General features: G+C 73.7%; 13 protein-coding genes. 7 read left to right on the plus strand and 6 right to left on the minus strand.

All coding sequences use genetic code 11. The features are described from left to right. Positions 1-73 precede the first annotated feature (73 nt). Positions 74-232, minus strand: coding sequence for a hypothetical protein (locus tag ACIP82_RS02005; RefSeq protein WP_400649831.1), 159 nt, complete (start codon positions 230-232; stop codon positions 74-76). 275 nt (positions 233-507) lie between these two features. Between ACIP82_RS02005 and ACIP82_RS02010 the strand changes: the two genes are divergently transcribed. Continuing rightward, complete coding sequence (locus ACIP82_RS02010; RefSeq protein ID WP_400649834.1) at positions 508-1,416, plus strand: hypothetical protein; 909 nt, start codon at positions 508-510, stop codon at positions 1,414-1,416. A 250-nt stretch (positions 1,417-1,666) separates the two neighbouring features. On the opposite strand, the gene ACIP82_RS02015 is transcribed toward ACIP82_RS02010, so the two are convergent. Further along, entirely contained in the window at positions 1,667-2,005 is a 339-nt protein-coding gene (locus tag ACIP82_RS02015) for a zf-HC2 domain-containing protein (RefSeq protein ID WP_400649837.1), read from the minus strand. On the opposite strand from ACIP82_RS02015, the gene ACIP82_RS02020 reads away from it, so the two are divergent. The 4 genes from ACIP82_RS02020 to ACIP82_RS02035 all read left to right on the plus strand — a co-directional run bounded on the left by ACIP82_RS02020 (position 2,004) and on the right by ACIP82_RS02035 (position 6,916). Further along, a complete protein-coding gene (locus ACIP82_RS02020) occupies positions 2,004-2,651 on the plus strand; it encodes a sigma-70 family RNA polymerase sigma factor (protein ID WP_400649839.1) in 648 nt (215 codons plus the stop codon). The genes ACIP82_RS02015 and ACIP82_RS02020 overlap by 2 nt on opposite strands. 311 nt (positions 2,652-2,962) lie before the next feature. Then, positions 2,963-4,354 carry an MFS transporter gene (locus tag ACIP82_RS02025; protein WP_400649842.1) on the plus strand — a complete coding sequence of 464 codons (1,392 nt, stop codon included), beginning with the start codon at positions 2,963-2,965 and terminating at the stop codon, positions 4,352-4,354. 129 nt (positions 4,355-4,483) lie between these two features. Then, positions 4,484-5,830, plus strand: a complete 1,347-nt coding sequence (locus tag ACIP82_RS02030; protein ID WP_363604544.1) for a cytochrome P450 — start codon at positions 4,484-4,486, stop codon at positions 5,828-5,830. Positions 5,831-5,935: 105 nt separating this feature from the next. Further along, positions 5,936-6,916, plus strand: coding sequence for an isocyanide synthase family protein (locus tag ACIP82_RS02035; protein ID WP_363604542.1), 981 nt, complete (start codon positions 5,936-5,938; stop codon positions 6,914-6,916). On the opposite strand, the gene ACIP82_RS02040 is transcribed toward ACIP82_RS02035, so the two are convergent. From ACIP82_RS02040 to ACIP82_RS02050, 3 genes are read right to left on the minus strand one after another with little or no spacing between them, the layout of a single operon-like run. Next, on the minus strand, positions 6,898-7,713 hold the full coding sequence (locus ACIP82_RS02040) for an ABC transporter ATP-binding protein (RefSeq protein WP_400649845.1): 816 nt from the start codon (positions 7,711-7,713) through the stop codon (positions 6,898-6,900). The genes ACIP82_RS02035 and ACIP82_RS02040 overlap by 19 nt on opposite strands. Continuing rightward, the gene (locus ACIP82_RS02045) at positions 7,710-8,789 is read right to left on the minus strand and encodes an iron ABC transporter permease (RefSeq protein WP_363604539.1); all 1,080 of its coding nucleotides are present in this window, start codon (positions 8,787-8,789) and stop codon (positions 7,710-7,712) included. Before ACIP82_RS02045 ends, ACIP82_RS02040 begins: the two co-directional genes overlap by 4 nt. A 3-nt stretch (positions 8,790-8,792) precedes the next feature. Next, entirely contained in the window at positions 8,793-9,878 is a 1,086-nt protein-coding gene (locus tag ACIP82_RS02050) for an ABC transporter substrate-binding protein (protein WP_400649849.1), read from the minus strand. A gap of 222 nt (positions 9,879-10,100) precedes the next feature. Here ACIP82_RS02050 and ACIP82_RS02055 point away from each other — a divergent pair, with 222 nt between their 5' ends. Beyond that, the gene (locus ACIP82_RS02055; RefSeq protein WP_400650321.1) at positions 10,101-10,865 is read left to right on the plus strand and encodes a helical backbone metal receptor; all 765 of its coding nucleotides are present in this window, start codon (positions 10,101-10,103) and stop codon (positions 10,863-10,865) included. 10 nt (positions 10,866-10,875) lie between these two features. On the opposite strand, the gene ACIP82_RS02060 is transcribed toward ACIP82_RS02055, so the two are convergent. Further along, the gene (locus ACIP82_RS02060; protein WP_400649852.1) at positions 10,876-11,874 is read right to left on the minus strand and encodes an LD-carboxypeptidase; all 999 of its coding nucleotides are present in this window, start codon (positions 11,872-11,874) and stop codon (positions 10,876-10,878) included. Between the two features lie 247 nt (positions 11,875-12,121). Between ACIP82_RS02060 and ACIP82_RS02065 the strand changes: the two genes are divergently transcribed. After that, positions 12,122-13,105, plus strand: a complete 984-nt coding sequence (locus tag ACIP82_RS02065; RefSeq protein WP_400649854.1) for a transglycosylase SLT domain-containing protein — start codon at positions 12,122-12,124, stop codon at positions 13,103-13,105. The last annotated feature ends 17 nt before the right edge of the window (positions 13,106-13,122 follow it).

Here is a 13,122-nt window from a genome sequence, read left to right on the forward strand (position 1 = left end):
GCTGTGACGAGCACATTTAGGGAGCACCGACCGAATGGTGTCAAACCGCAACGACCGTACGATTGAAGGATATTCAGACGGTCGCATGCAGGGTTCGGCCGCGGACGCGCGAGGTGATGTCCGTGCCGATGCACTCCACGAGGGAGAACACCGACAGCTCGGCCGTGGTGTCGATCGGACGGACCACCGCCGCGAGATCGTCCTCGCGATAGTCGTGAATCAGCCAGTACACCGTTCCGCCCGCCTCTCCGCGCCCACCGGCCCGTGCCGCCGCCGACCCGACGGCGCTCCGCCGCGGGGTGCCCGAGCGCTACGGGCGGGCACGGGCGGCGGTCCCGCGCCAGAACGGACAATCGAGTACTCGTCAACCGTACGAACCGTCTCTACCGCGCGACCTCCGGGGGTCCGTCGGCCCGGCCCGGCCGGGCGGGCCGGGCATACTCCCACCGGCATGGAACCGGCCAATACCGGAGGGGGCAGTACGGGGCGGTGGGGGCGGGTGCGACGATGAGTGCCATCGTGATGACCGACCGGATCCGCTCGCTGCGCGCCGTGGTCTTCGCCGCGCTGTGCGTGGCGCTGGCCGCCACGGCGCACGTCGCCATGGCCGGCGCGGGGGTCTCCCCGCCGGTGCTGGTGGGCGCGTTCGGCCTCACCCTCGGATTCACCTGGCTGCTCGCCGGGCGGCGACGCGGGCTCGGCCTGATCAGCGTCTGGATGGTCGCCGCGCAGAGCGCGCTGCACCTGGTGTTCGAACAGGCCGGGGCGCTCACCGCCGGCGGCACCGGTCTGGGCCGGCTCACCACGACGGACTGGACGGCGCTGCTGCTCTGCAATCCGGAGCGGGCGCCCGCCGGGCTCTCGCCCACCGATCTGGCCAGGATGGCCGGGATCGATCCCGACATCCCGCCGACCGAGGGGCTGCGCGCCGTGTCGGGCCTGCACCGACTGGGTTCGCACGGCGCGGCGGGTGTCGAGGCATCGAGGATGTCCGCGGGCATGCCGGGGATGTCCTCGTCGGGGATGTCCTCGTCAGGGGTCTCCTCGGAAATGGCCTCAGGGGTGTCCTCGTCCCATCTGCCGGGAATGGGCGGGATGCCTGGCCACGACATGTCGGCGCACGGCATGTCGGCCGGGATGATCGCCGCCCATGTGCTGGCCGCGTTCGCCTGCGCCCTGCTGCTCTGGCGCGGCGAGACGGCACTGGCCAGAATGTTCGAACTGCTGGGCGCGCTCGGCGCCGTGGTGGCCGGTGTGCTGCTGGTCCCGCTGCTGGCGCTGTTCGCCCGCCCGCAGGGGTACGAGCCCCCGGCCTCGCCGAGACCGGCCGAGCAGCGGGCCCGGCTCCCCCGGCTGGTGCTGCTCTCCCATGCCCTCGTCCGGCGCGGCCCCCCGGCGTTCGCGTCCGCCCTCTGACGCGCCCGCCGCCCGGACTCCGCCGATGGTCTCCGCCGCCGCGGGCAGGTCGCCCTGCGCCGCGCCGTCCCCTGACGGCCGCGCGCCGGGGCCCGGGCCCGCGCCCGCCGTCTCCTCCGGGACGCGGCTCCCCGCGCCCGCCCACCGACGCCGCCGGTGCCGTCCGCAACGGCACCGCGCCCAGACCTTGACCTCAGGACCTTCCATGCCTGACTACGACGGCGCACCGGCCTCGCCCGACGCCACCGTCCTACCGCACCGGCCCGCCGTCCCCCTGCCCGGGACGACCGACCGAGACGCCCACCGCACCCACGCAGACCGTCGCGCCGGGGCCGGCCTCCCTGCCGGAGCCGCCCGACGTACCGGAGCCGTCCTTCCCCAGACGGGCGAAGAGCTGCGCCGACCACTGGGCCGAGGGCCCGTCGGGCAGACCCGTCAGGGCCGACGCCCGCAGGCGTTCGGCCTGTTCCAGCCACTCCCGGCAGGCCGCGCACCGCGCGACGTGCTTGTCCAGCCGCCGGTCCGGCACACCGGCCGGCTCACCGTCGAGACGGGTGGACAGAGCGGTACGGAAATGGGCGCATCTCATGCGACCATCGTCCCGCACCGCCCGGCGGCCCGATCCGGCCGGGTGGGAGGCCGCCGTGGATGACGACCAGCTGACCGCGCTGGCCCTGGCCGCCCGCGAGGGCCGGGCGGCCGACGTCGAGGCGTTCGTCCGGGCCACCCAGCGGGACGTGTGGCGGTTCGTCGCCCACCTCACCGATGTGCAGTCCGCCGACGACCTGGCCCAGGAAACGTTCCTGCGCGCCCTGCGCAGCCTGCCCGGCTTCGCCGGACGTTCCTCCGCCCGGACCTGGCTGCTGTCGATCGCCCGGCGGACGGTCATCGACCGCTACCGCACGGCCGCCGCCCGTCCGCGCTGCGCCGCCCTGCCCGACTGGCAGGAGGCCGCCGAGCGGCAGAGCATCCCGCCGACCGCCGGCTTCGAGGACGGGGTCGCCCTCGGGGACCTGCTCGACCGGGTGCCGGCGCAGCGCCGCGAGGCCTTCGTGCTCACCCAGGTGGTCGGCCTGAGCTACGCCGAGGCCGCCGAGGTGGCCGGCTGCCCCGTCGGCACCGTCCGCTCCCGGGTCGCCCGCGCCCGGGAGGAGCTGATAGCCCGTCTCCGGGCGGCCGAGGCCGCCGATGCCTCGGCTCCGGCGCCGTCCGCCGAACTGGCGGCCGTCTGCTGACCGCACAGATCTAGAGCCCACCCGGGCGGCGCGCCCCGTACGGTCACCCCGTCGGAGCGCGCCGCCCTTCGCATGCCCGGACGACGGCACAAGTGGTGGTCGGACGGGCCGCGACCGGCCGACGAGCGGGTGGCGGGCAGGCGACGAACCTGTCGGCGGACGGTCAAGATCGGCCACCGAAGCAAGAATCCGGCCAACCGCAAGAATTCCTTCAAGTGTTCGGAACTGAAGCCCGCACACCTCCGACTGCTCTACCGGAACCCGCCGCCGAGGTGGTGTCCGGAACAGTGCGGGGGAAAGGAAGGAAGACCATGGCAGCGCAGCAGCCGCTCGCCACAGGTGGACTGAGTGGCGGCCAGGCAGAGCCGAAGGACCGGTGGAGCCTGGTCGTCGCGGCCGGCCTGCTCTCGTTCGTGGCGATGCTCGACATGAACGTGGTCAACCTGGCGCTCACCGACATCGCGGACAGCCTGCATGTCTCCTCCACCACCGCGCAGTGGGCCGTGCTCGGCTACCAGCTTCCGCTGGTCGCCCTGCTGCTGCCCGCCGGGCGCTGGCTCGACCAGGTCGGCACCCGGTCCGCGCTGCTGCTGGCGGTCAGTTGCTTCGCGCTCTGCAGCGTGCTCGCCTCCGTCGCCCCGTGGGCGAGCTGGCTGATCGCGGCCCGGCTGGCCCAGGGTGCCTTCGGCGCGGTGCTGTTCGTGCTGATGCCGGTGCTGGCCGCCACCGCGGTCCGGCCCGAACTGCGTGGCCGGGCCATGAGCGTGCCCGCCACCCTCGGCCCGCTCGGCGCCGTCACCGGCCCGGTGATCGGCGGGCTGCTGCTCGACCACGCCGGCTGGCGGGCCATCTTCCTGGTCAAACTACCGGTCTGCCTGGCCGCGTTGCTGATCGCCCGGCGGGACGCCCCGCGCGGCGGCAGGCTGCGGCTGCCCGACCGGGGCTCGCTGGGTGACGCCGCGCTGATCGGCTCGGCAGTGGCCGCCGTCCTGCTCGCGCTCACCCTCGCGCCCGACGCGCCGCTGTGGCTGCTGCTCGCGCTGCCCGCCGCCCCGCTCGTGGTCTTCTGGGCGCGCCGGCCCGGCGGTCGGCCGGTCATCGAGGTGCTGCGCGCCGCCGGCACCGCCGGGGTCAACGGCTCGGTGCTGGCGCTGGCCGCCGGCTTCGCCGCCAACCACTACCTGCTCGCCCAGCACCTCCGCCGGGACGACGGGATCAGCGCCACCGACACCGCTCTCACCATGCTCGCCTTCCCGCTGGGCATGGTGCTCGCCGGCCGCTTCGGCGGACGGCTGGCGGACCGCTGGGGCGCCCGGCCCACGGCGCTGACCGGCGCGGCCGTCACGGCGTTCGGCATGCTGCTGCTCGTCCCGCTGGACGCCGACTGGTCCTCGCTCGACATCGCCTGTCGGCTCGCGCTCGCCGGGGCCGGCATGGGCCTCAACGGCGGCCCGGTACAGGCGCTGGTGATGAGCTCCTCACCGCCGAAGCAGCTGGCCACCGCCGGCTCCGCCGTCCAGCTCGCCCGCAGCCTGGGCTTCGCCCTCGGCCCGGCCCTCGCCACCGCCGCCACGATGTTCGGCGGCACCGGCACCTCGGGCATCCGGGCGGGGCTCGTCCTGGCCACCCTGGTGGCCGCGCTCGCGGTGGCCCTTCTCGCCCTGCGCCACCGCACCAACGGCACCACCCGGAGCACCCCGTAACGCCCGGCACCATCCCGTCACACCGGTACGAGCCGCACCACTCGGGGACCCACCGCACCACCCGGCACCACCGCGCAACACCCCAGCACCACAGGCACCACCGACAACCCGACCGGAGGAACACCGCACATGACCGACACCGTGCACGATCCGACGGCAGGCAGGCCGGCCGGCGATGCGGCCGACGCCCCGAGCTGCCCCTTCGGATACGACAGACTCCCCGACCCGGTACCGCTGTACGGGCCGGAGTACAAGAGCGACCCCTATCCGCTCTACCAGCGGATGAGAGAGGCGGGCCCGGTCCACCGGGTCGAGTTCCCGAGCGGGATCGCCGCCTGGCTGGTGACCGGCTACCGGGCCGCCCACGAGACCCTCAGCGACCCGCGGCTCGGCAAGAACCACTCCCTGGGCAACGACGCCTGGCGCAAGCTCGCCTCGATCATGCCCGAGCCGCAGCACTCCCAGCTCCAGGTGCACCTGCTCCACCAGGACCCGCCGAAGCACACCACGATGCGCAAGCTCGTCCTGGACGCCTTCGCCCCCCGCCGGGTGGAGGCCCTGCGCCCGCGCATCCAGGAGCTCGCCGACGCCCTGGTCGACGAGTTGCCCGAGACCGGCGACGCCGACCTGGTGGCCGGCTTCGCGGCGCACTACCCGTTCCGGGTACTGGCCGAGGTCATCGGCCTGCCGCAGGAGCTGGCCGTCCGGTTCGACCGTGACTGGGGCAAGGTCGTCCAGCCGGTCGGTCCGCAGGACCCGGGCCGCCCGGCGTACGAGGGCCGGCTACGCGGCCTGCAGACGTACATCGCCGACGTCGTCACCCACAAGCGCGCCCACTACGACCCCGCCGGGCCCGATGTCGATCTGCTCGGCAGGCTCGTCACCGCTTGCGACGAAGGCGAGTTGAGCCCCGAAGAGCTCGACTCGATGGTGTTCCAGCTGCTCGTGGCCGGCCAGGAGCCCGTCACCAACCAGATCACCACCATGCTGATCACGCTGCTGCGCCACCCGGAGCAACTCGCCCGGCTGCGCGACGGAATCGCCGGAAACCCGGGCCTGCTCCCCCGGGCGGTGGAGGAACTGCTGCGCTACGACTCCGCGTTCGAGCTCACCACCTGGCGCTTCTTCGCCGAGGACAGCGACCTGCACGGGACCACCATCCCGGCCGGGGACTCGGTGATCATCTCGCTCTGTGCCGCCAACCGCGACGGCGAGCAGTTCCCGGACGCCGACGTCCTGGACTTCGACCGCACCCCCAACGCCCATCTGGCCTTCGGCCACGGCATCCACTTCTGCCCCGGCGCCGCCCTGGCGCGGACCGAACTCCAGGTAGCCATCGGCACGTTGATCACCCGGCTGCCCGGGCTGCGCCCGTCCGCCGGGCCCGGCCAGGAGATCGACGCACTCACCTGGGTGCCCGCCGTCCTGGCGCGCGGGGTCAACCAGCTGCCGGTCGCCTACGACAAGCGGGTCTGACCGGCCCCACCAACTCCCCGGCACCCCCTCAGCGTCCCGGCAACCAGTGCCGGGGCGTGGCTCCGCCTGCCCCGAAGCCCGTAACCCATTCCGTGGAGGACCACCATGCCGCCCGCCGGCACCGTTATCACCGACACCCAGTCCGCCAGCACCACCGGCCCCGTCACGGACCCGCAGTCCGTGGAGCGGCTCTGCGACGAGATCCTCGACCTGCTGCTGCCGCACCGCCGGGCCTCCGACCCCGAGGTCGACGCCACGCCCGCCGACTTCCCGCTCCAGCGGGAGCAATTGGCGGACTTCATCACCTCCGGCGACCCGATCCTGTTCACCCTGCCCGGCTTCCCGTGCAAGTCGCCCAACCTCGCCAAGGTGCTCAGCCACCTGCCCGACGAGGGCGAGCGCCTCTCGCTCACCTTCCTGAACGGGCTCTGCGAGGAGATCGGCAAGCTCTACGAGCCCGGCGCTCAGATACTCATCTGCTCCGACGGGCACATCTTCGGCGATCTGATCCACGTTCCCGACGACCACATCGACCAGTATTCCGACGAACTGACCGCGATGATCGAGCGCGAGGGCCTGAACCACCTCGCCACCTTCGACCTGCGGGCCGTCCTCGGCGACCTGCCGTTCGACGAGAAGCGCGCCCGGGTGCACGCCAAGTACGCGCCCACCAAGGAGGAGCTGCGCGAGCAGGTGCTCACCGACGAGGAGACCGCCCGCCTCTACCGCGGGATCACCCGGTTCCTCACCGAGGACACCTTCGGCTTCGAGGGCACCAAGTCCGCCCTGCAGCGGGACTGCCGCCAGCGCGCCTACGGCGTCATCCAGCGCAGCCGCGCCTGGGGCGACCTGATCGCCGAGCATCACCCCCGCTCCTTCCGCCTCTCCATCCACCCGCAGAAGGTCGGCGTGCTGAAGTTCGGCATCCGGCTGCTGGAGGCCGCCGACGTCTGGATGACGCCGTGGCACTCCTCGGTGCTCCACCAGCCGGACGGCCGCTGGGAGCTGCTGCGCAGCGAGGAGGCCGCGAAGGTCGGCCGCCTGGTCGAGCGCAACGGCCGCCCCAGTCACTTCGAGACCTCCTGACGGTGGCCGGCCGGCGCTGAGGCGCCGGCGGGCGTGCGGTGGTCGAACGCGATCAACGGGTCACCGGTGAGCGGATGTTCGACCACCGCCGCCCGCACGCCGAACACCTCGGCGAGCAGGTCGGCGGTCAGCACGTCACGCGGCACCCCGGACGCCACCAGGGTGCCGCGGTGCAGTACGTGCAGCCGGTCGCAGACCGAGGCCGCCGCGTTGAGGTCGTGCAGCGCGATCAGCGTGGTGCGGCGCTGTTCGCGCAGCAGGGTGAGGAGTTCCACCTGGTGGCGGACGTCCAGATGGTTGGTCGGCTCGTCCAGCACCAGGACGTCCGGCTGCTGGGCCAGCGCCCGGGCCAGCAGCACGCGCTGGCGCTCGCCGCCGGACAGCTGGGCGAACTGACAGGACGCCGACTCCGTCATGCCGACCCGCACCAGCGCCTCGGCGACCACCCGGTGGTCCTCGGCGTCGTCCGCGGCGAACGCCCGCTTGTACGGGGTGCGGCCCATCGCCACCACCTCGCGGACGGTCAACTCGAAGTCCCCGCCGCGCTCCTGGGGCAGCGCGGCGATGTGCCGGGCGGACTCCGCGGGGGTGAGCTCGGCGAGCTCCCGGCCGGCCAGCAGCACCCGGCCGGCGCTCGGCCGCAGATGCCGGTAGACCGTGCGGAGCAGACTGGACTTGCCGCTGCCGTTGGGGCCGACCAGACCGGCGATCTCCCCCTCCTTGGCGACCAGGTGGACGCCCGCCACCACCGTCCGCCCGGACAGGGTGACGCTCAGATCCTCGACCGCGATCCTCAACTTCGCTCCAGACGTCGGTCCAGCAGGTAGAGCAGGGTGGGCGCGCCGAGCAGGGCGGTGACCACGCCGATCGGGAGCTCCTGGGTGTCCAGCGCGGTGCGGGCGATGGTGTCGACCACCACCAGCAGCACCGCCCCGGTGAGGGCCGAGAGCGGCAGCAGCCGGCGGTGGTCGCCGCCGACCAGCAGCCGGCAGACGTGCGGCACCATCAGGCCGACGAAACCGATCGCGCCCGAGACCGCGACCAGGACGCCGGTCAGCACACTGGTGACAACGAAGATCTCGCGGCGCAGCCGGGTGACGTCCACGCCGAGCCCGGCCGCCGTCTCGTCGCCCATCAGCATGGCGTTCAGCCCCCGGGCGCGGGCCTGGAGCAAGGCCAGACCGAGGGCCACCGCGATGGCGGGGACGGCGAGTTGGCCCCAGACCGCGCCGCTGAGACTGCCCATCAGCCAGAACAGCACGCCCCTGGTCTGCTGTTCGTCGCTGGTCTGCAGCACCAGGTAGCTGGTGAAGCCGGTGAGGAACTGGCCGATACCGATGCCGGCCAGCACCAGGCGCAGCGGGGAGAAGCCGCCGCCGCGCCTGGCCAGGACCCAGACCAGGGAGAACGCGGCCAGTGCGCCGGCGAAGGCGGCGAGCGAGACGGTCAGGCCGATGGCGCTGCCGAAGTTCATCTCCAGGCCGAGCGAGGTGCCGAGGACGATCACCGCGACCGCGCCGAGCGAGGCCCCGGAGGAGATGCCGAGCAGATAGGGGTCGGCGAGCGGGTTGCGGACCAGGGCCTGGACGGCGGTGCCGACCAGGCCCAGGCCCGCCCCGACCATCGCCGCCAACAGGGCACGGGGGACGCGCAGTTGCCAGACGATGAGGTCCCGGGTGCCGGCCTCGGGCGCGCGTCCGGTGAGCCGGTGGGCGACCACCGACCAGACCTCGCCGGGCGGGATGTCCACCGACCCGAAGGACACCGCGGCGGTCAGCGCGAGGACCAGCGCGACGGCGAGCCCGGCGGCCAGCGGACCGGCCCGCAGGGTCCGCGCCCGGCTCCTCTTCTCGGTCAGGGCGGCCGTGGTCACCTGCTACTGCCCGTTCTTGACGAGGGTCGGATGGACGGTGGCGGCGATCTGCCGGACGGTGTCGGCGTCGCGTACCCCGGCGATGGTGGTGACCTCGGAGCCGATCCGCAGGAAGCGGCCGTCCTTGACCGCCTTCAGCCCCTGGGTGGCGGGGAAGCCTCGCAGGAAGGCCTCCGCGTCGGCGAAGGCCTTGCGGTTGTCCTCCTCGCTGCCCCGGTTGCGCACCGCGAGCTGGATCCAGTCCGGGTTCTTGGCCACCACGTCCTCCCAGGAGACCTGCTTGAAGTCGGCGTCGCAGTCGGCGAAGACGTTGCGCGCGCCGGCCAGGGTGATCACCGCGTTGGCGACCTGCCGGCCGCAGACGGCGACGGGCTGCTTGACGCCGCCGTCGAAGTCGAAGAGGAAGTAGCCGGGCCGCTGGTCGTCGGGGACGCCGGCGGTCGCGGTCCGCACCTCGCCGATCTGCTTCTCCATCCCGGCCACCAACTCCTCGGCCCGGGCGGCGGTCCCGGTCACGGCGCCGAGCCGGCGGATGTCGTTCTCCACCTCGGCGAGGTCGGTGCGCGGGCCCTTGGCGGCCTTCGGCGTGCCGGCGCAGGCGGTGGAGAGGAGGACGACGTGCTTGATGCCCGCCGCCGTGAACTCCTCCTCGCTCGGCCCGGCGCCCGCGCCGCCCATCATCGGCATCGACCCGAAGGTGTCGACGTAGAGGTCGGCGCCGGAGCCCAGCAGCTTCTCCTTGGCGATCACCGTGTCCCCCAGGACCGGGACCTTTGCGCCCTGGTCGGCCAGGGCCGCCGGGAGGCTGCCCTTCCCCGGCGGGAACCCGGTACCGATCACCCGGTCGCCGACGCCGAGTTGCAGCAGCATCTCCAGGCCTGCGGCATTGCTGGTGACGATCTTCCGGGGGGCCTCCTTGACGACGGTCTCCTTGCCCGCGCAGTCCGCCACCTTCACCGGATACGCCCCCGCGGCCGCCGCCTGGCCGCCGGCCCCGCTCGCGGCGTCGCTCCCCCCACCACCGCTTCCGCAGGCCGTGGCGAACAGGGCTACGGCGGCCGCGATACCGCAGAACACGCGAGGGCGCATGACAACTCTCCTGGTCAATGGTCGTGCTCGGGCCCGTCCTACGAACCCGGACCAGGTAGTCGGCCCTTGTGCCCGCTCGGTTCCCGGGACTTTCCGGCGCAGCGCCGCACCGTGCGAAACGGCACGGTCTACGGTGATGGGATGGCCTCTCCCCCGGCTCCCTCGGCTCGCTCCACCCACTTCTTCCCCTCCGACCTCTTCGCTCCGGCGGACGATCTCGGTATGCCCGTTCGAGTCGGCCCCCACCCTGTCCGGCGGGTCGTCTCGCTGGTCCCGTCGCTCACCGAGGCCGTCGCCGTCACCGCGCCCGGGCTGCTGGTCGGCGCCACCGACTGGTGCTCGCACCCCGTCGGTCTCGCCGTCACCCGCGTCGGCGGCACCAAGAACCCCGACGTCGACCGGATCGCGGCGCTCGCCCCCGACCTCGTCCTCGCCAATGACGAGGAGAACCGCCGGCCCGACCTCGACGCCCTGCGCGCGGCCGGTCTCCCGGTCTGGGTCACCGACATCCGCACCCTCGACGGGGCCTTCCGCTCGCTCCACCGGCTCCTCACCGCCGCCTGCGGCCTCCCGCGCCCGTCCTGGCTCGACGACGCCGAGGCCGCCTGGGCCACCGTCCTCCCCCGGCCGGTCCCGCTCCGTGCCGTCACCCCCGTCTGGCGCCGCCCCTGGATGGTGCTCGGCCGCGACACCTTCGCCGGTGACCTGCTCCGCCGCCTCGGCGTCCAGCTGATCCACGCCGACCACCCGGACCGCTACCCGGCCGTCCCGCTGCCCGAACTCCTCGCGTCGAAGCCGGAGTTGGTCGTGCTCCCCGACGAGCCCTATCACTTCACCGCCACCGACGGCCCCGAGGCGTTCCCCGGTGTCCCGGCGGCCCTGGTCAGCGGCCGCCATCTGACCTGGTACGGCCCGTCGCTGGCCGAGGCGCCGGGGGTGCTGGCGGCCCAGCTGGCGCGGGCGCTGCCCGGGGCGGCACCGGCCTGAGCGCCGGTGCTCAGGCCCGGACGACGGCCGGCTCGTCCAGGGCCAGCGTCCGGGCGGTGGCGTCGACGGTGGCCCTGATACCCAGCGGGAGCGGGAGGTTGGGGCCGGCGTGCCCGAAGTCGACCCCGCCGAGCACCGGCAGCTCCCGGTCGCCGACGACGTCGAGGACCACGTCCCTCAGGGTGGGCCGGCTGTCCCCGCAGCCGGCGGCCGGGACCTGGTGCGGCACGCCGACGACCATCGCGGCGACCCGGTCCAGAATTCCGGAGAGCCGCAGGGCCTGGAGGTCGTGCCAGACCCCCGACAGCGGGCGGTCCACCTCCTCCCAGAACAGCACCGCGCCGTCGAAGCGCTCGGGAGGCAGGGCGAACGGCGTCGCCTGGAGCGTCACCAGCCGGCCGAGCAGGCCGCCGACCAGTGGCCCAGACGCCCGGCCGGGCCGCCAGCACTCCCAGGGGGAGAGCGCGGTCAGGGTGCCCAGCGGTTCGGTGCCGGTCAGCAACCGGGCGTAGGTCCCGGTGAGTTCGGCCCGGTGGTCGCGGTGTCCTGCGGGCCCTGGGCGGTGCCAGGAGCCGCCGAGGCCGTAGGTGGCCATGTCCGCGTGGATGCCGGCCAGCCCGGTGCGCGCGTGGAGGGCGAGCAGGAGGAGGGAGAGGTCGCTGCAGCCGAGGATCGGCTTGGGGTCCGCCCGGACGGCGTCGAGGTCCAGCAGGTCCAGGTAGCCCACCGTCGCCTGTCCGCCGGTGTGCGCCACGATCGCCCGGACCTCCGGATCCCGGAGCAGGCCGTTGAGTTCCCCGGCCTGCTCGACGGGCGGCGCCGAGGCCCACCACCGGCGGCGGTCGACGGCCGTCAGCGTGCTCCGGCGGACCCGGAAGCCCATCGCCTCAAGGGTGGCCACACCGCGGTCGAGCAGGGGCACCGCCTCGGCCTCCAGCGGTCCGGCGGGCGCGGCCACCGCGACGAGGTCCCCCGGGGCCAGGGCACGGGGACGCAGAAGGTCGGGCACTGGAGAACTCCCTGGCTCTCGGCCGCGCGTCGGCCGGCACGGCTCGTCCGGCCGAGTCTCATCGCGCGGTCGCCTCCCGGCAAACGATTTTCACCCCGGGCTTCCCGCCGGGCCGGTGAACGGGCCGAACCCGCCTATCAGTCCGATGATCTGCTCGCCGTAAGATGACCGCCTCTCACCGGGCCGGCCGGTGACGACTGGGGGGTTGGATCGCATGCACCTGGGTGCTTCGCGTCGGGTACTGGTGATGGTGTCGGCTGCGGCGGTGTCGACGGCGCTGCTGACGGGCTGCGGCAGCAAGAAGGTCACCGACGAGGCCGGGGGGCCACCGAGCACACCGGCCGCCACCACCACGGAGATCTCGCCGTCCGCGGCCCCGACGGCCACCCCCTCCGACACGCCGACCGCGAGTACCGGCCCGAGCCCGACCGGCAGCCCGTCGCCGAGCACGAGCAGGTCGGCCAAGCCCAGCGCGACAACGAGCAGCGCGACGCCGAACGGCGCCAAGCCGAACAGCGCCAAGCCCTCCGCCCCGGTCGCGGAGAAGGCCCCCGCCCCCGTCGCGGCCGCGCCCGCGCCGACGGCCAAGCCCGGACCGGTCGCACCCCCGCCGCCGCCCGCGCCCGCGACCCCGCACGTCCCGCCGCTGCAGAGCAGTTGCAAGCCGAGCAAGCCCCAGCCCGACGAGCCGAAGGAGGCCGTGGCCGCGGCGCTCACCGCCGCCGCCGGCCAGCCCCGAGTGCTGAACCTCAGCAACGGCGGCACCGACAGGCTCCCGGCACTGCCCGCCAACCTGGTCAGGGCGATCGCCTGGCAGGAGAGCGGCTGGCAGTCCGGCATCCTCGCCTGTGACGGCGGCATCGGCACCATGCAGATCATGCCCGCCACGGTGAGCTGGATGAACAGCAAGTTCGGGACGGCCTCCGACCCGAAGACCCTCGCCGGGAACGTCCAGCTGGGCACCCAGCTGCTCGACTGGCTGGTCGCCTACTACGGCGACTCCTCCTTCGGCGGGAAGTACGACCTCTCCCCCGACCCGGTCACCGGCAAGACGCCGCTGCTCGACCTGGTCATCGCCGCGTACAACGCGGGCGCGGGCAACGTGCACTACAACACCGTCACCGACCCGGTCACCGGCGAGACCGGCGGCAGCCTGGTCATCCCCAACCCCGGCTACGTCGCCAACGTCAAGGCCCTGATGTCCAGCGCCCCCTGGACCAAGACCGACTGAGCCGCGGTACGGGGCCC

Source organism: Kitasatospora sp. NPDC088548, from assembly GCF_044753005.1.
Lineage (GTDB): Bacteria > Actinomycetota > Actinomycetes > Streptomycetales > Streptomycetaceae > Kitasatospora.

What these genes read in the sequence shown, in the direction of transcription:
- ACIP82_RS02010 (WP_400649834.1), top strand. Translation starts at nt 508, where the DNA reads ATGAGTGCCATCGTGATGACCGACCGGATCCGCTCGCTGCGCGCCGTG.
- ACIP82_RS02020 (WP_400649839.1), top strand. Translation starts at nt 2,004, where the DNA reads ATGCGACCATCGTCCCGCACCGCCCGGCGGCCCGATCCGGCCGGGTGG.
- ACIP82_RS02015 (WP_400649837.1), bottom strand. Translation starts at nt 2,005, where the DNA reads ATGAGATGCGCCCATTTCCGTACCGCTCTGTCCACCCGTCTCGACGGT.
- ACIP82_RS02025 (WP_400649842.1), top strand. Translation starts at nt 2,963, where the DNA reads ATGGCAGCGCAGCAGCCGCTCGCCACAGGTGGACTGAGTGGCGGCCAG.
- ACIP82_RS02030 (WP_363604544.1), top strand. Translation starts at nt 4,484, where the DNA reads ATGACCGACACCGTGCACGATCCGACGGCAGGCAGGCCGGCCGGCGAT.
- ACIP82_RS02035 (WP_363604542.1), top strand. Translation starts at nt 5,936, where the DNA reads ATGCCGCCCGCCGGCACCGTTATCACCGACACCCAGTCCGCCAGCACC.
- ACIP82_RS02050 (WP_400649849.1), bottom strand. Translation starts at nt 9,878, where the DNA reads ATGCGCCCTCGCGTGTTCTGCGGTATCGCGGCCGCCGTAGCCCTGTTC.
- ACIP82_RS02055 (WP_400650321.1), top strand. Translation starts at nt 10,101, where the DNA reads ATGCCCGTTCGAGTCGGCCCCCACCCTGTCCGGCGGGTCGTCTCGCTG.
- ACIP82_RS02065 (WP_400649854.1), top strand. Translation starts at nt 12,122, where the DNA reads ATGGTGTCGGCTGCGGCGGTGTCGACGGCGCTGCTGACGGGCTGCGGC.